This is a genomic window from Streptomyces sp. NBC_01017 (assembly GCF_045162795.1).
GTDB classification, from domain to species: Bacteria; Actinomycetota; Actinomycetes; order Streptomycetales; family Streptomycetaceae; genus Streptomyces; species Streptomyces machairae.
In genome coordinates this window covers 6706236-6723731 of record NZ_CP108683.1, presented here as the reverse complement: position 1 = coordinate 6723731, position 17496 = coordinate 6706236, and the positions used below count along the sequence as shown (strand labels likewise).

Sequence of the window (17496 nt, the reverse complement as noted above, 5' to 3'; positions counted from 1 at the left end):
ATGACCTGGGGGGTGTTGCCGCCGGGCTTCGGGGCACCGCTTGACCGCTGATGAGGGGCCTGACGACCGCCCGGGTCCGGTGCAACGCCGGGCCGCTTGCCGGGTGGCATGTCTGCGTAACGTGGTTGCCGGCGTGTGGTGCCGCAGGGACGGCCAGGAACTGCACATCGAGTACGCGTAGAAGGATCTGGGGGCACGTGAGCATGGTCGACACCGTCGATATACGTCTGTTCCTCGGTCTGGACCTGGGCAAGGAGTTCCACCACGCCCATGGTCTGACCGAGCAGGGCAAGACCGTCCACGACAAGCGGCTGCCGAATACCGAGCCGAAGCTGATCGAGCTGTTCACCAAGTTGGTGGCGAAGTTCGGCACCGTTCTGGTCGTGGTCGACCAGGTCGCCAATATCGGTGCCCTGCCGATCACCGCGGCCCGCGCGGCGGGCTGCCGGGTGGCCTACCTGCCCGGACTCTCGATGCGGCGGGCTGCCGACCTGTATCCCGGCGAGGCCAAGACCGATGCCCGCGACGCGTTCGTCATCGCCGACACCGCCCGCACCCTGCCGCACACCCTGCGCGCGATCGACCGCGACGACGAGACGCTGGCCGCGCTGACCATGCTCACCGGCTACGACAACGACCTGGCCGGCGAGGTCAACCGCACCACCAACCGGCTGCGCGGCCTGATCTCCCAGATCCACCCCTCCCTGGAACGCGTCCTGGGCAAGCGCCTGGCCTACCCATATGTCCAGGCCCTCCTGACCCGGCACGGCTCCCCCGCGAAGATCAGGAAGCTGGGCCGGGCCCGCTGCCAGGCCCTACTCACCGCGCATGGCTCGCGCAAGGCCAAGCACCTGACCGAGGAGATCTTCGAGGCACTGGCCGAGCAGACCCTGATCGTCCCGGGCACCGAGACGTCCGCGCTGATCGTGCCCGGCCTGGCCGCCCAGCTCGCCGCCGCCCACAGCCGGCGGCAGGCCACCGAGCGGGAGATCGCCGCCCTGCTGGAGGCCCTCCCTCTTTTCCACCTCCTGACGTCGCTGCCCGGCATGGGCGTCAGGACCACCGCTGCCGTGATCGTCGCGATCGGTGACGGCACCGGCTTCCCCACCGCCGGACACCTCGCCTCCTACGCCGGACTCGCCCCCGCCACCAAGTCCTCGGGCACCTCCATCCGCGGCGAGCACGCACCCCACCGCGGCAACCGGCTCCTCAAACGCGCCTTGTTCCAGGCCGCGTTCGCCGCGATCGGCTGCAAGTCCGATCCGTCCTCGCGGATCTACTACGACCGCCAACGCGCCCGCAACAAGACCCATACACAGGCGATCCTGCGACTGGCCAGGCAACGCGTGAACGTCATCCACGCGATGATCCGCACCGGCACCCTCTACGAACCCCGCACCCTAGGTCTCGCCGCCTGACACCCGCACCACCCCCTACCTGTTCCAGCCCGCTCCACCCCGCCACCGGCACGTCCACCCCTGCCAGGCGGCCACCAGGCTGCCCGCACCGCACCCGATTCACCGGGAACGTCCCGCTTCGCGGAACGTTCCCGAAAACCATCACGAACCCCTACAAGTCAACCCCGCCAGGGTTGACGAAACAGATAGGGGCACCCCCCCAGCGCCCGGCGCCCGGGAACAGCCTGGACCAGGCAATATCTGCCCCCTCTTCCCCCTCTCCCCTCCGCTCGGCCATCCACGGGCAGTACGGTGTCCCCCATGCGCCCCGACACGCCTGCCGAAAACGTCGACCACACCGCCGAGGCGGCACGCCTGGAGCGAACCGCCGGCCTCTACCCCGAGGACGCCGAGGCCCTGCTCCTCCAGGCCGCGGCCCACCTGGAACTGTCCGGCGACCGCCCCGCCGCGACCGCGCTCTACGACCGCCTGCTGTCGTCGTCGACGCCCTTGGACAACCCCCATCTGGTACGAGCCCTGAAGGCATCGAACCTGTGGGAGTACGGCCACGAGGCAGAGGCCCGCGCGATCATCGAGGGCGTCCGCTCGTCCTCCCCCCGGGACCCGGCAGCGTGGGTGATCGTCGCCGAGGCCCTGGAGTCCCACGACGAGTTGGAACAGGCGCAGGAGGCCTTCACGGAGGGCGTACAGCTCCTCCTGACGGACGTGGCGGAGCCCCCGTACTCCGCCCATCCCCTCCTCTTCGGCCGCCACCGCGTACGCCGCATGCTGGGCGTGGCCCACGACGAGTGGGACACCTTCGCGGACACCCTCCACTCGATGCCGATCTCCCTGGACGAACTCCACGACCCGAAGCGCGTCTGGTCCCTGGGCTCGGACAACCCGGCGGAGCTGGAGGCGGAGATCTCGCGGCTGCGGGCGGAGCTGGGCGCGTACCGGGAGGCGTTGTCCCGCCCGTTCCCGGTGGCGGTACTGCACTGGACGGCGGACGAGCTGACGGAGTTGGTGTCGGCGTACCCCTCGCTGTCGGCCGAGTACCCCTCCCACGAGGAGCACCTGGCGACGATAGAGGGCTCCCTGAGGGAACTCTCCTCCTCCGGCACCCCGAACCTGGGCATCGTGACGGGCACGCTCCCGTCCTACGAAGCCTTCGCCGCCTCGGAGCTCTCGTCCCCGGAGGACACGACCCTGCTTCCGCAGTACGCGACGACGCTGGCGGCGCGGGGGCGGGCGGTGGCTTGGCCGCCGCAGCGGGGGGCTGGGTGCTGGTGTGGGTCGGGGCGGGGTTATGGGGAGTGCCACGGGGCTTAGTCGTGCCACGGCCCCATCTTGCTGCCCGAGCACTCGCCGTTTACAAGTGAGGCTGGACGACCAACACACGGCAAGCCGCTTGAGGCTAAGGAAGTGCATAAGCCTCGGCCGACGCCCCACACGCCGGCAGAATACTCATGTGCCAGATGCCGTCCCGTCCTCCCCCTCCGTCTCCGCTCGCATGAGCCGACAGGTCTCGCGCGACACGGCACCCGAGGTCGCGGTCCGGCGGCTCCTGCACGCGGCAGGCCTGCGCTATCGGGTGAACGTGCCCGTCCCCGGTGCGCCTCGCCGCACGATCGACATCGTCTTCGGCAAGGTCAAGATCGCAATCTTCATGGACGGTTGTTTCTGGCACGGATGCCCCCAGCACGCGACCCAACCCAGGGCGAACGCGGAATGGTGGCGCGCCAAGCTGGACAGGAACATGTCTCGTGATCGTGAGACGACTGATCATCTACGTGCTGCCGGCTGGACCGTCCTGCGGTTCTGGGAGCACGAGTCCGCCGTCGATGTCGCACGCCAGATCGCAGACGCTGTCGCAGCGCGGCGTCCCCCTCCCGGACAACCCTGAGATCGAGGCACCGTCTCCGGTTCGAGTCACCTCGGGCACCTGCACCATAGCGGCTGGAGCGAGTGCTGCGACGCAAGCCCCGCAACCTCTTCGGCATGACGCACGATCGTTGCTCTGGTTTCCTGTGTTGGCGCTCAGCTCACCTAATAGTGTGTAGGCCTCAAAGGGCAGGGGGTGCCAGCGCTCGCCCAGGTGCCTGTGCCGTTCACGGAGCAATCCACGGATTCGGGCAGGCGCTGCGGGTCGGCTGGCCTCAGCGAGCAGGAACGGGGAACGGTCGACTCTCATGACCGACGAATTCGACGGTATGTATGAAACGTTCAAGGCGCTCTTGGACATGTTTCCTCCTTCGGAGGGCGTCAAGCGCTTGGAGCAGCTCGGCGTCAGCCCGGAAATCGTCGAGCGGATTCGGGAGCGGCACGAGCAGCAGACCATACGCATCAAGGAGATGGACGAACCGCACGCGGTGGTCATGGACAACCGCGACACCTGGTACACGGGCCCGCAACCGAAGGACAAGTGTTGGCCGGCCGTCGTCGATCTCCTTCGCCAGGACGGCTGGCCCCAGGATCCCGCGATCAACAGTCTCGACGACTCCTCCACTCGCGTCGTCTCACTTCTGAACCATCCGAAGGAAAAATCATTCTCCACCCGGGGCCTCGTGGTCGGCTATGTACAGTCCGGCAAGACGACCAACTTCACCTCGGTCATGGCCAAGGCCGCCGACCGCGGGTACAAGTTGTTCATCGTCCTCGCAGGCATCCACAACGGTCTGCGCCGCCAGACCCAGGCGCGCCTGGTGCAGCAACTCGTTGAGCCGAAACCCTCGATGTGGTCACAACTGACCGGGCTCGAAAAGGACTTCACACCGCAGGAGAATCCGGCCTCCTACTTCGGAAAGAGCAACAAGACACGCGTGCTGTGCGTGGTGAAGAAGAACGCGGCGGTGCTTCGCAAACTGGCCCGATGGCTCGAGAAGGCGTCCGACTACCTCGAGGACTGCCCCGCACTGGTCATCGACGACGAGGCCGACCAGGCCACGGTGGCAACGAATTCGATCAACCCGCTGATCCTCGACATCATGGGCACCCTGCCGAGATGCGCGTATGTCGGGTACACGGCCTCGCCGTTTGCGAACCTGCTGATCGACCCGAGCGCCAAAGACCTGTACCCCGAGCATTTCGTAGTCAATCTGCCCAAGCCACAAGGGCACTTCGGCACCGAGGTCCTCTTCGGGCGCTACGCGCTGGACGGCGAGGACCCTGAGCAGGTCGACGACGGTTACGACATGATCAGGTCCGTCCCCGTTGAAGACATACCGCTCGTGCGCCCTGGGACGAGAGCCGACGTAGAAGGCTTCGAACCCGTCATCACCGACACCCTTCGCAGGGCAATTGAGTATTTCTGGCTGGTCGCCGCCGCGAGACGCGTACGCGGCACCGGCAACCCACACAGCACGATGCTGATTCACACGAGTGTCAACACGTCCGTGCACAACAGTTTCGGAAGGCCGCTGAAACACCTGCGCGACCGGTCGGCACGCTCTTTGGCAGACCCCAAGTTCCTCTCGCGCCTGCGTGGCCTGTGGGAAGGGGAAACCGATCGTGTCCCAGCTGAGGACTTCGGTGAGGCAAGAGTGCCGTTCGATCATCTGGTGCCCGAGCTACCGCACGTTCTCGGCAACTGCCGCATCATCATGGACAACTCCAGCAGCGAGGACCGCCTCGACTACGAGAACGGCCCGGTCGTGGCAATAGCCGTGGGTGGCAACACCCTCTCGCGGGGCCTGACTCTCGAAGGCCTTTCTGTCAGCTACTTCGTCCGCGCCGTCTCCGCCTACGACACACTCCTGCAGATGGGCCGGTGGTTCGGCTTCCGGGGCGGCTACGCCGATCTGCCCCGGATCTGGATGACCGACGAGTTGGCCGAGTGGTTCCGGCATCTGGCCACCGTCGAGACCGAGATGCGTCGCGACATCGACATCTACATGACCGAGGACGAGACACCTCTCACCTTCGCCGTGCGCCTGCGCACGCACCCTGCGCTGCGGGTGACCGCGGCCGCCAAGATGCGCGGTGCCGTCAGAGCAGCTGCGTCCTACGGCGGCAAGCGGGTCCAAACCCGCTACTTCCACACCAACGCCCACTGGCTGCGCGGGAACATCAATGCCGCACGCACCCTGGTGACTTCCTCGGTTGCGAACGCTGTGAGGGTGGAAGACCGCGCAGGAGAAGGCCGCTACGTCTTCCGTGACGTGCCGCACGACGTGGTGATCACCTTCCTGGAGTCCTACAAGTTCCACGAGAAGTCCCCGGAGAACGACGCCGATCTGATCGCCGGCTACATCCGGAAACGAGTCGCAACGGCCGGCTCACTGATGCGGTGGAACATCGCCATCGTCGGCAATCCCCGTGGCAAGGGCGAGGATTTCACCTTCGCCCACAACGTGGCCGTGGGGCTCAATGCGCGTGCCCGTCTCGCCATCGCCGGTGCGGACCCGGACTTCGCAGACATCAAGACGCTCATGAGCCGTCGCGACGCCGCCGTCGATTTGGACGGCGACACCGGGAAGCTGACCGAGAAGGGCATCAAGGACATGCGCCGTGACAAGCTTCCGGACACGGGCCTGCTGGTGGTGTACCCGATCGACAAGGTGTCGGAGCCGAGCCCGTCGAAGAAACTGCGTGCGCCTCTGAACGCCGACGACCACGTGATCGGCGTCGGCCTCGTATTCCCCGAACCGTGGGACTCGGACAGCACCGTGGAGAACTACATCTCCGCCGACCTCTCCAACGTACGCATAGAGGACGAGGACTACAGCCTCCTCGACAGTGAGGACGCATGAACGAGGAGGCCCTTCGCAAGCTCATAGAGGATCGTTGGACCGCCCTCGAGGCCGAACAGACCACTGGTGAACGAAGGCTGAGAGTCTCGCAGTTGCCAGGAGCCGGTGAGAGCGGGGCGCTGGCCGTGGCCGTCGACCACAGCGGACACCGCCATGTCCTGGTGCCGATCCACGCCCACCGCAAGGTTCGCCCCGGCCTGGACGGACCCGTACTCCGCCTGGTCAGGCGGGCTCTGGAGGACGAGGAGACCTACCAGGCCTATGCCGACCTCGTCTGCCTGCGCAACGACCTCAGCGATCTGTTCACGGAGCTGTGCGTCGACGTGCTGGGCGCGGTCAATGAGCTGCCCGGCAACCCGACCAGGGCCCTTTATCGCGTTCTGGACCGATGGAAGGCCCTTTTCCAGACAGAAGGGACACTGCTTGGTCCCGATCAACTTGCGGGTCTGTTCGGCGAATTGCTGGTACTCAATCGGCTTCTTCAGGAAGACCCGAGTGCGCATCGACTTTGGCGCGGCCCCGAAGGGCATTGCCATGACTTCGCGGCCGGAGCCACCGCTGTCGAAGTGAAAACCACCACCGCCAGTGCGGGGCGAAGAGCACGAATCCACGGACTGGACCAGCTTGCGGCACCGGAGGGCGGAACCCTCTGTCTGTCCTGGTTCCGCCTGCGACGCACAGCCGGGAACGAGGCAGGCATCGCGTTCCTGGACTTGATCGAACAAACACTTCGGCTCTGCGACGACGAAGGAGCAGTGCTCGATCTGCTCGGCGCCGTCGGCTATCGCTCTTCGGACTCCGACCGCTACCAGGACGTGCGCTTCCTGATCAGCGAGGAGCGGTGGTACGAGGTCGGTCCCGGCTTTCCAGGACTGACGGGCCGGGCACTCGTCGCGGCCGGTGTACCCATCTCAGTACTGGACGTCGAGTACACCATCGACCTGTCCGGTGAGGCCCCCGCCCCTCTGCCGTCCGACGAGGTGTCCCAACTGATCGAGAGCCTGATCCAGGAGTCTGCATGACGGAGCCGCGCTGGTTCTCCCAGCCCTATCCTCCGGAGGGCGCGAGCGCCGCCGAAGGAATCCGCAACCAGCTGGGACGTCCGGAACTCGACCTGCTTACCATTCTGGTGCGCGAGTCTGCTCAGAACAGCTGGGATGCCCGTATCACACGGTCCTCCTCTCCTGTGGAATACCGCATCGACGTGTGGACGGTCGGGCCGGCTCATACCGGCGCGTGGCGAGAGCTCCTGCTCAACCACGCACCCGCGAGCGCAGAGATCTTTCCGTTGCGCGACACCCTGAGGCACGGTGCGGTCCAAGTCCTGGCCGTCTCCGATCGTGGTACGCGAGGCCTCGGAGGCCCCACTCGCGCAGACGACGCAGTGGGCTCCGACCGAGACTTCGTCTCCTTCATCCGCAACATCGGTGAACCGCGCGACACCGCCCTCGGTGGTGGCACCTACGGCTTCGGCAAAGGCATCTTCTACCTGTTGTCCAAGTCCGGAACCGTCCTTGTGCACTCTCGGTGCCGCACCGCGGAGGGAGGCCACGAGACCCGACTGATCGGCTGCACTCTCTGGAAGAGCTACGTGGCCGGTGAACCCGGAGGAGACCGTCGCTACACCGGTCGGCACTGGTGGGGAGACACGTCGGGGGAGGTCGTCGAGCCCCTGGTCGGGCGGGAGGCAGAAGCCACGGCCCAACGTCTGGGCCTCAGCCCCTTCGAACCCGACGAGACAGGGACGACGGTCTTGGTCATCGATCCGAACCTGGATGAACTCCCGACGCATGCGGCAGCCGACTACCTGGCGGAGACCATCACTTGGCACCTGTGGCCGAAGATGATTTCCATCGGTGGCGGGCCGCCCGCCATGAACTTCGCCGTGAGCTGTGACGGCGTCGAACACGCCGTGCCGGACCCCCGGGAAACGCGCCCCCTCAACATGTTCGTCGCCGCGTACGAGTCAATGGTCGGCCCGGACGGCAAAGTCCTGCACTGCAGGAAACCCAAGCAGTATCTCGGGCGCCTCGGGCTCGTGAAGCGCATCATGCCGCCGTTGGAGCCGACGCGGGCCTCACGCATGCTCGACATCGAGGACGTCGTTCATCACGTGTGCCTGATGCGGCCGGCAGAGCTCGTGGTCACGTACCACCCCGGGCCCAAGCCCCCCAGTGTCAATCAGGGATACGCCGGAGTCTTCCGCGCCGACGAAGCAATGGACGAGATCTATGCGAAGGCCGAACCGCCGACACACGACGCTTGGCATCCGCAGTCGCTCGTGAGGCCCGAGAGCACCTTCGTTCATACGACGTTCCGGCGCATCCACGAGGCTCTCGACAGTCTGCTCTCCCTGGGCGGTGGCGCCCGCACCGGAACCAGTAACATCGCGCTCGGCGCGGCCAGTTCACTGTTTTCAGGGCTGGTCGGTGGGGCGTGGGGAATCGGTGGGGCCACAGCCTATTCCAAGCCCGGCAGTACCGTCGCACGAGCCTCGAAGTCGGACAGCACAGAGGAAACAGCACCTCGTCCGGTACCCAGCCGTTCCCTCCTCACACCGGCGCCTTCCACTACGGATCGGCCCACCGCCGGCGGAACGACCGCGCCGGTTGGACTCGACTCCGACATCGAGTCGTCCATCGATCTACCAGGGACCGGCGTAGCGGGTGCGCCGCGCCGACGTCCACGGGTGCAGTACGTCGGCGAGCCCTACTACGACGATCGCGGCGAAGCTTCCGTACTGGTCCAGGAGTTTCGACTGCCTGTGCCCGGACCACAGCAGATTCGAATCGATCTGGCCGTCACTCTTCCCGGGACCGGCGGGCGTGAGACGGATCCGCCCATTGGGGCAAGTATGCCTGTGCTCATCGGATGGGAGGACGAAACCGGACGCGTGTATCCGGCCGAGCCATGCGTCGTCGAGGGCAGTGAATCCGTCTGGCGGGCTCTTGTCAGACCGGCGCCGGACACCATGACCGAGATCGGCATCAAGGTCGAGGCGGTAAGAACCTCGTGACTCGGCGTGTTCTTCCCTATCGCATCCCTTCCGAGGACGTAGTCACCACCGCGGCATGGCTGCTGGTGACCCCGGACGGTGAGATCGACCTGCCTGAAGCCCTGCCGGACTGGGACTACCAGATGGACCTGCACCTCCGCAGGACCGTGCGTGTCGACCTGGACCGAGCACGAGCACAATGCGGTCTGCCGGCCGAGGCAGCGCTCGTACTCGCAGCTGTGTGGACGGCCACCGGATCCAACCTCAGTGGACCGGCTCAGCGTCTGCGCCTGACCGAGGGCGGCACGAGCAGCGTGGAGCTCGAGGTGCGGCTACGGGGCGCCGATCTGGGCGGGCTGCTCATGCTCGACACCGTGCTTGTGCTGGCCGAGCGCAGGAGCGATGCCCGCCCCTCGTCCCCCCGGCGAGCGGGCTCCGTATTGTGGAGCGACCGGACTTTTCTGCGTCTCCAGGGCGACGCACCGCAGTTCCCCATGGCCGTGATCGACTTTGCGCTGACCTCCTTCCCCGACCACGCCGCCTGGCACCTGCAGATCAGTGGAAGCCTGGAGAGCGCGACGATGGGCTCCCTGCTCCTGCTCGTCAACGAGCGGAACACGGTCACCGCCACCGCGTTCGAGAACGCGGGCAAGCCTCGCCCTGTGGATCGGATCGTGCTCTCAGCCGTGTATGCAGACGCTGCCCGGATCATGGTCGAACACGCGCTGCGCAACGACGATTTCGCTGAGGACTCCGACTTCCCCGAGGGCTCGTTGGGCGCCACCATGCTGAGCCTGTTCGACCAACTGTTCCCAGGGCAGTCGATCACCGACATTCGTCTGCGCCAACGGCAGTCCCCAGCGCTGTTCGCCTCGGATCTGCAGGCGGCGGTCAAGATCTTCGAGGTGTCCTGATGAGCTTCCTCTACCCCCGCTTGCTGGCCGCACAGGCAAAGCCGCTGTTCGACGAGTACCGGCACCTCGCAATCGAGGAACTGACGAGTCGAGTGGCCACGTCCCACGACTCCGCGGTGTATGTAGCCACTGGTGGCGACCGAATCTCCTCGGCTCGGCTTCAAGAACTACGCTCGGGAGTCGTCGACCTCGCCAAACAGGCCGGTTTCCCCGACGACTCCGATCGCGTCCGCAATGCCGACTTCGACCTTCGGCTCGCCGCTCTGTTGCACGCCGAGACGGGCATGGTGCCGGCCGAGGCCGCCTCCCGGGACGTCTGGGCCTTTCTGGCACTGGTCCTACTGCCCGATGTCGCCTTCTGGCGTTATCCCCAGCCGCCCAAAGACCGTGTCTTGGGCACGGACCTCACTCGGCACGTCTTCGGCCGGCTGTGGTGGCGGGCCCAACTCGTGCGTTCCTCCGACGCCCCGGAGCCGTACGGCGCCCTCAGCATTCTCGGTGAGGCCGCCTTCGACCAGATCTACGCCCGCCGGGCAGCGCTCGGCGGAAGTCCGCACATGGTCCGAGCCATCCTCCGCGTTTGGAAAGACCTCGATCTGACCGGTCTGAATGAACGCGAGACGTTGCGTGACTTCCTCAAGCGGCTGTTGCGGCTTGCACCCTTCGTGCTCTTTGACGGGATCGAGGAGCACGCCCTGGACCAGGAATTGCGCGCGGTTGCCGAGGAATCCGTCAACGCCCAGCGCGCAGCGTCCACGTCTGCGCCGCTTGAGGAGGAGCTCACGACGCCCAGCACGACTCCGGCTGAGACAGCTGAGCCACGTCGATTCCGCTCGGTCGAGATCTGCGCCGGGGCCGGAGCGCAGGCGCTGGGACTGGAGCAAGCCGGATTCGACCCCGTCCTACTCATCGACAGCAAGGCCGATGCCTGTTTCACGATCGATCTGAATCGGCCCGAGTGGGACGTGATTTGCATCGACGTCGCGCAGTTCCGTCCCAGCGAGCGCCCTGAAACCATGGGTGTCGACTTGGTCAGCGGGGGGCTCCCGCGTGTGAAGTCTCCTGCCAGTGTCGGGCGAGCGGAGGACCTGGAGGAACGCGGCGTACTCCGAGCAGCGATGGCGCTGGTACGCGCCATCAGACCAAAAGCCGTGCTCCTGGAGAACGTTCCCGATCTGGTCGAGAGCCCAGCCTTCGCGTCCGACCGCGCATGGATTGAAACCGAGCTCAGGAATGTCGACTACCACTGGAGTTGGCGAGTCCTCAATGCCGCGGACTTCGGCGTTCCACAAAACCGCAGCAGCGGCTTCCTGGTCGCACTGCAAGAGCCCTACTTCTCACGATTCTCCTGGCCTGAACCGAATGAGATGCCGCCGCCGTCCGTCGGCCGGGTCCTTGGAGCTTCCATGTCCGCACACGGGTGGCCCGGCGCCGAGCGCTGGATCAAGGGCGCCGACCGCATCGCACCCGCCCTCGTAGGCGGGTCCGACCGCCGGGGAGGCGCCGATCTCGGTCCCACCGGCACCAAGAAGGCGTGGGCCACGCTCGGCGTGAACGGCAACAGCCTTGGTGACGAGCCTCCAGGAGCCGACTTCCCGGCGGACGGCCAACCCAAGCTGACGGTCGAGCAGGCCGCGTTGATCCAGGCGTTCCCTCAGGAATGGCGGTTCTCCGGTGGCAAGACGTCCAGGTACCGTCAGATCGGTCACGCGATGCCACCGCCCCTGGCGGCTGCCGTCGGCCGCTCCATCTCGGCCGCCCTGCGCGGCTAAGATCCCACCATGAGCACGCCCCGTCTCGTCGCCCCCGAGCCCATCACCGTCCTTGATCTTTTCAGTGGATGCGGTGGCTTCACTCAGGGGTTCCATGAGTTTCGCCCGAAGGTGGCGGAGGATGACGGACCCGTGTTCCGCAGCGTCGCAGCAGTTGAACACGATCGCGCTGCAGCGGCCACGTACGGAGTCAACTTCGGCAGCAGCTCGGACAGCGGGCTCCCGGGTGCGCGTGTCCACCTCGAAGACATCGAGGACTGGAAGCCGACAGAGGAGGCCCTCCACGCGGAAGTGGTGGTCGGAGGGCCTCCCTGCCAAGGCTTCTCAGCCCTGAATCGCCACAAAAAGGGCGTCGAACGAAACCGACTGTGGGAGGAATACGTTCGCATTGTCGGCAGAATTCGCCCCAAGGTTTTCGTCATCGAGAATGTCGACCGATTCCTCAAGTCGGACGAGTTCCACAATCTACTCAGCGAAGTAAAAGAGGGCGGCCGACTTTCGGAATATCGGCTCGTCGATCCGCCCGGCCATGAACCGGCCGATACAGATGAGCAAAAGCATCGGCGCTACCTTTTGAATGCTGCCGACTACGGCGCAGTCCAAGCACGTCGACGGGCGATCGTGATTGGTGTCCGCAAAGATGTCGACACCGGTCGCACGATGACGTATCCCTCGACCACACACGTCCGACGCCCAAAACGCAGCACCAGCATCCCGGCTCAGCCGCTCGACGGCGTCGACTTGGAGCCGTCGTACTGGCAGGCGGTCGACGGTGTTTTCGATGAATCGGAGCTACTCGAACTCCGAGGCACTGAACTTCCGGACGGGAAGGAATACGTCCTTGACGTGGATGCCGTCCTTCCCGGAATTTTCACGACCACCGACCTCCACTTCGGCCGCAATCCGGAGACACTCTCGAGGGCTCGCTACCGAGCAATTCCCAAGGGCGGCAACCGTAAAGACCTGAGTGGCAAGTGGTACACGCTGGACCGGGACGGCGAAATTCGAATCTTTGACACCTCGAACCCGGCAGGGGTGAGGACGCCGGTCAAATACCTCTCGACCGAGAGTTGGGACAACCACAACACCGGTACTGGCGACGTCATGGGCCGGCTTCGATTGGGTGAGCCTTCGGTGACCATCCGCACCGAGTTCTTCAAGCCGGAGAAGGGCCGTTACCTCCACCCCACCGACGCTCGCCCCATCACCCACTACGAAGCTGCCCGCATCCAGGGCTTCCCGCTCGGCTTCCGCTGGTGCGGATCGAAGACCGACATCGCACGCCAGATCGGCAATGCCGTACCCATCCCGTTGGGGACGGCCATTGCCTCAGCAGTCCACGCCTACTTGCGCGGCTGACCACAACCGCGCGCTCGCATTTCGTCGAGCTTGAGCCACCTCACTGTCGATCACGTCGATCACCACCTCTTCGACCATCATCGCGTCCGTCCACGACGGGCCCGAATCACGAGGCGGCCTTGCAGCCCTGGAAAGGGTCAACGGCGGCTTCAGCCTCGTAACGCCGGGGCCGCCCACGTGACCGTTCGGCGCTGCGAGGCTCGTTGCCAGCTCACACCAAATCACCTTTCGGTCGGGATGGAGTAGGAGACTCCCAGCGGTCGGCGAAAGCATCAATCAGTACCATGCCGCTTCCACAGCCAGAGTCGGAAGCAGCGTCGACGAGGACAGGGAGGGCACGCGTACAGGGGGCGTGGACCTCTTTCTGCAGACGAGTTCCGTTCATGGTGACCATGAGGGTGGTCGGGTCCCGACGCCGAGATGTGCGACGAATTTGGACACCAACTCACATACACAGAGCTGGGCTTCGTCGCCGATGTCATGCAACCCCAGATGCCCAGACGCAACCGCATGATGCGGCGCTGCGCCGCCGAGGTGAGCGTGGCCCCCATCCCCGGCTTCAACCTGCATGGCGATGACCGCGCCCACTATGAACTCGTCTCCACCGGGGTGGACATCACCGATCCGGACGAACTCGCCCTCCACGACAAGGCGTTCGGTGCCCTGCGCAATGCAGCGAGCTATGGCGACGCGGCGAAGGAGCTGATCCGTAAGGCTTCGGCCTTCTGGAGTGGCCGGTAGCCGGCGGCGGCTCGCGGGGCGGGACGAGCCGGAAGGGCCCGGGTGGGATGGACAGAGCCGTTCGTCGCCCTGAGCAAGTGTCAGCCCCCGGCAGGCTGCGGCCAGCTGATTGGGTCTCATGCCCCCGTATGGCAGCCCCAATGAGCGCCCCGGCGCATATCGGATTAGCCTCCGAATTGAGCGCAATATGGATCTTTAGGTGTGCGCTCCAATCGACCCAAGGAGGAGACATGCGCAAGCTTCAGAAGGCCGCTGTTGCGGCCGCGATGGTCGGGACCCTCAGCCTCATAGCCACCGGCACCGCCTCCGCTCAGCCTGCCTACGACGGTCACGGTTGCCGGTCTCACGACCAGAACATCGCCCTCCTCAACAACATCGGAATCGCCAACGGCCTGGCGGGCAATCTGCTCAACGGCGAGGGCGATCCAGGCGGGCAGAACGACAACCACATCGGCTCCAGCTGCGGACACCACTGATCAACAGGAGTTGTGTTACGTAGCTCGCTGATATGGGTCTCGGCGCCTGGGCTTCATGCCTGGGCGCCGAGAACTGTTTGGGTACCAAAGTTGCAGGTGCCGTAGACCATCGGCCGACGGCAGGGGCTGTGGCTTGCCTTCAGACTCGGCGAGGGTCCATACGGCACTGGCCACCGTCCGGTGGCCGGGGTGGGGCTTCGTCGGGGACAGCGGAAGCGGTGGTGTGGGGGTATGAGGGGTACGGGGGATCTTTCGAAGAAGGGGCGTCCGTCGGTTGGCGGAGCTGAGCGGGATGCCGTCGAGATCGCCGAGTCGGTCTGGTTTCTGACGCTGTTCTGTGTTGTGTGCGGGGCCGGTGTCGGGTGGTTGGTCACCCTTCTGGCGAAGTGGCTCGTGACGTTGGCCTGGGCGCCGTTGCAGGGGCCGGCCGAGCTGCTGACGTCAGTTCCGGAGCCGTGGCTCAGCGTTGGTGGCGTTGGGGTGGGGGGCCTGGTGGGGCTGGTGGTGGGGTTCATCGCCGTGCATGAGTCGTTGGCGGTGAGGGTCTGCGCCGGTCGTGTCGTCCTCATTGTCAGGGACTCTTCGCAGGAGTTCGGGCGGGATGAGATCGCCCTGGTGGTGCGGGACGGTAAGCAGCTCGTGCTGCTCGGGGCGGACGGTATGGAGATCGCTCGGGAGGAGTGCGGGCTGTCCTGGCAGCGGGTCGCCGATGCCTTCGTCGAGCACGGCTACCGGTGGGCCGATGAGGATCCGCACCGGGAGGAGTTCCGGCGGTGGGTTCCAGGGATGCCCGGGCTGCCCGTCGGGGCGGACGCGCTGCTCAGAGCTCGGGCGGCGGCTCGGGAGAAGGACGAGGGTGCCGAGGACGCCCGGGAGCTGCGTGGGGAGCTGCTGCGGCTCGGCGTGGTCGTACGGGACGAGAAGCGGCGGCAGTACTGGCGTACGCCCAGGATGCCTCAGGCGCCTCAGGCGCCTCAGCAGTCCTGACGCACCCAAGCACCGCAGCACCGCAGCACCTGGGCCGCCCGGCCGGGGCCCAGCATCGGCTGGGAGGATTGCGCGGACCACAGAGGAAGAAGGGGGATGAGCATGATCGTGCTCGTCTTGGTCGGCGTTCTCCTGCTCGCCGTCGCGGGGTGCGTGTGTGTCGTGTGGGCGTCTCGGGGCGGCCCTCGCTGGGTGCGTGGGGTGGCCGCCGTGACCCTGGGACTGGGCGAGGTGGTGCGGGTGTTGGGGCGTTCCGGAAGTGGGTCGAGGTCCGGCTCGAACTCCGGCTCGGACGACTGACGCCTTACGGCCGCGAGGCGAGCGCGGGCCGCGCCGACGTGGGTGACGGTCGGCGCGGCCCGCGCGATGTCAGCCGGTCGCTCTTGTCGACGGCGGGCCGGTTGTCGTCGCCTCTCCCTTGCCCTCCGTCAGGAGCCACTCACGGTTCAGGGCCCCCAGCGGGATCTTCTTCTGGAAGATGGGCGTGCCGAATATGGTCAGTTGCAGCTGGAGGGAGCCGGTGAGGTCCACGCCGCCGTACAGGGCGTAGGAGCCGGCTGCCGAACCCGTGCCGTCGGAGGAGCCCTCTGCCGATGCCTCGGCGTGGGCACGGACGTACGGGGCCAGGTCGGCGGTGACGCCCACGGTGCCGTAGAGGCCGACGGTGGCCTCGGCGCCGAGCGCGGCCTTGACGTCGCCGGCCGCGGTGACCGTGGCCTTGAGGGGCTCGCCCGTCATCTCGGACTCGCTGACCGGGGTCCAGCCCTTGGCCCAGGAGAAGGTGCCGCCGACGCGGAAGTCGCCCTTGATGTCCTGTTCGACGTCGACCGTGACTCGGCCGTCCGCGTTCACCTGGATGTAGCAGGTGAGGTCCAGGTTGACGACCACGGGGATCGGACCGACCTGGATCACCGGGTCGGAGTGGAGCTCGGCGAAGGGGATGCGGATCGGCTGCCCGTTCGTCGAGCCGGCAGCGCGGCCCTTCAGGGACCACTTCGAGGCCCAGTCACCCGACAGGCCCAGGAAGGCACCGCCGGGCGAGGCACCCGTGCCGTCGCCGGAACCGTCGTACGAGAACGCGACCTCGGGCGCGAGCTGGACGAAGCCCTCCACGGACGCCGCCGCCGACGCCGGGGCGCCCTCGGCCGTGGCGACCGCCGCACCCACGTCGATACGGAGGCTGCCCAACGGGAGTTTCGCGCCCTCGGGGCCGAAGTGCAGGTCGCCTGTCTTCGCCCAGGAGACCTTCACCCCCTTCAGGAGAGGCTCGACCTCCATCGCCGACGGGTCCACCGGGACCGTGCCCTTGGCCTTGCTCTCGCCGAGCACGGAGTTGAGCTTCGCCGGTTCCGTGTCGACCGTCGTATCGCCGTCCCCCGTGGCACCTACGACCTGCGTGACCTCGGCCAGCACGCCGTCCGGGGCGCCGGGGGCCGGGGCGCTGGCAATGAAGTCGCCTACGGATACGGAGGGTTGGGCGGCGGCGGAGGCGGAGGCAGAGGCGGAGGAACTGGTCGAGGGCTTCGCGGGCGCGGTGGGCGCGGGGGGTGAGGGACTGGTACCGGTCGATGGGCCGGCCGTCGGGTCGGTCGACGGGGCGGCGGGCGGCTTCGGCGCGGGCGGCGACGAGATGACGGCCCGTCCGGTCTTCCGGTCGTACGAGGCGACCTTGAGGGACGACTTCTTCGCCGTGCCTCCCTCACCTCCGTCGGCGACGGCGGTGGGAGTGGCCGTACCGGAAGGGGCCGATACGACGGCGAGTTGTTCCTGGGCCGCGGCGGGGTCGGGGGTCTCGGCCGCCGCCCTGGCCGCCTGGTCGGTCGTGGTCGGGGAGTTGGTCGAGCAGCCCGTGATGAGCACGGCCGCGAGGGTGGCAGCCGTCAGTAAGGCATGCCGCTTGAGCTTGGGTCTGTGCACGCGTGTTCCTCGGGAGCGGGGTATGGGGGTGCGCTTCAGGAGGTGACGCATGGGGAGCGGGCACGCCGATCATCCAGGCGTGTCTGTACGGCCGTTGCTGCGCTGTGCGCAGACGGTGGTTACCCCCCAGTAGTCACGCATGAGCATGCCAGGGCCGCGGGGGTAGCACCCGCTTTCTTTCCCGGGC

General features: G+C 66.5%; 14 protein-coding genes. 13 read left to right on the top strand and 1 reads right to left on the bottom strand.

What is annotated here, in order from left to right; translation table 11 throughout:
* The first annotated feature begins 203 nt into the window (after positions 1-203).
* The 13 genes from OG331_RS30830 to OG331_RS30770 all read left to right on the top strand — a co-directional run bounded on the left by OG331_RS30830 (position 204) and on the right by OG331_RS30770 (position 15692).
* Complete coding sequence (locus tag OG331_RS30830) at positions 204-1418, top strand: IS110 family transposase (protein WP_406209625.1); 1215 nt, start codon at positions 204-206, stop codon at positions 1416-1418.
* 300 nt (positions 1419-1718) lie between these two features.
* On the top strand, positions 1719-2729 hold the full coding sequence (locus tag OG331_RS30825; protein ID WP_406202200.1) for an SEC-C metal-binding domain-containing protein: 1011 nt from the start codon (positions 1719-1721) through the stop codon (positions 2727-2729).
* A gap of 181 nt (positions 2730-2910) precedes the next feature.
* Positions 2911-3303, top strand: a complete 393-nt coding sequence (locus OG331_RS30820) for a very short patch repair endonuclease (RefSeq protein WP_406210386.1) — start codon at positions 2911-2913, stop codon at positions 3301-3303.
* 286 nt (positions 3304-3589) lie between these two features.
* The gene (locus OG331_RS30815) at positions 3590-6148 is read left to right on the top strand and encodes a Z1 domain-containing protein (RefSeq protein WP_406202198.1); all 2559 of its coding nucleotides are present in this window, start codon (positions 3590-3592) and stop codon (positions 6146-6148) included.
* A complete protein-coding gene (locus OG331_RS30810) occupies positions 6145-7170 on the top strand; it encodes a PD-(D/E)XK motif protein (RefSeq protein WP_406202196.1) in 1026 nt (341 codons plus the stop codon). The genes OG331_RS30815 and OG331_RS30810 overlap by 4 nt, the downstream gene beginning before the upstream one ends.
* Entirely contained in the window at positions 7167-9164 is a 1998-nt protein-coding gene (locus OG331_RS30805; protein WP_406202194.1) for a hypothetical protein, read from the top strand. The genes OG331_RS30810 and OG331_RS30805 overlap by 4 nt, the downstream gene beginning before the upstream one ends.
* Entirely contained in the window at positions 9161-10057 is an 897-nt protein-coding gene (locus OG331_RS30800) for a hypothetical protein (RefSeq protein ID WP_406202192.1), read from the top strand. The genes OG331_RS30805 and OG331_RS30800 overlap by 4 nt, the downstream gene beginning before the upstream one ends.
* Positions 10057-11829 carry a DUF6339 family protein gene (locus OG331_RS30795; RefSeq protein ID WP_406202190.1) on the top strand — a complete coding sequence of 591 codons (1773 nt, stop codon included), beginning with the start codon at positions 10057-10059 and terminating at the stop codon, positions 11827-11829. Before OG331_RS30800 ends, OG331_RS30795 begins: the two co-directional genes overlap by 1 nt.
* Before the next feature lie 9 nt (positions 11830-11838).
* Entirely contained in the window at positions 11839-13188 is a 1350-nt protein-coding gene (locus OG331_RS30790; protein WP_406202188.1) for a DNA cytosine methyltransferase, read from the top strand.
* A 492-nt stretch (positions 13189-13680) separates the two neighbouring features.
* Entirely contained in the window at positions 13681-13929 is a 249-nt protein-coding gene (locus OG331_RS30785; protein ID WP_406202186.1) for a hypothetical protein, read from the top strand.
* Between the two features lie 230 nt (positions 13930-14159).
* Entirely contained in the window at positions 14160-14405 is a 246-nt protein-coding gene (locus OG331_RS30780) for a hypothetical protein (RefSeq protein WP_365059160.1), read from the top strand.
* Between the two features lie 366 nt (positions 14406-14771).
* Complete coding sequence (locus OG331_RS30775) at positions 14772-15392, top strand: hypothetical protein (RefSeq protein ID WP_406202184.1); 621 nt, start codon at positions 14772-14774, stop codon at positions 15390-15392.
* 102 nt (positions 15393-15494) lie between these two features.
* A complete protein-coding gene (locus tag OG331_RS30770) occupies positions 15495-15692 on the top strand; it encodes a hypothetical protein (protein WP_365059341.1) in 198 nt (65 codons plus the stop codon).
* A gap of 69 nt (positions 15693-15761) precedes the next feature.
* Here the strand turns inward: OG331_RS30770 and OG331_RS30765 are convergent, their stop codons facing one another.
* Complete coding sequence (locus tag OG331_RS30765; protein WP_406202182.1) at positions 15762-17309, bottom strand: hypothetical protein; 1548 nt, start codon at positions 17307-17309, stop codon at positions 15762-15764.
* Between the last annotated feature and the right edge of the window lie 187 nt (positions 17310-17496).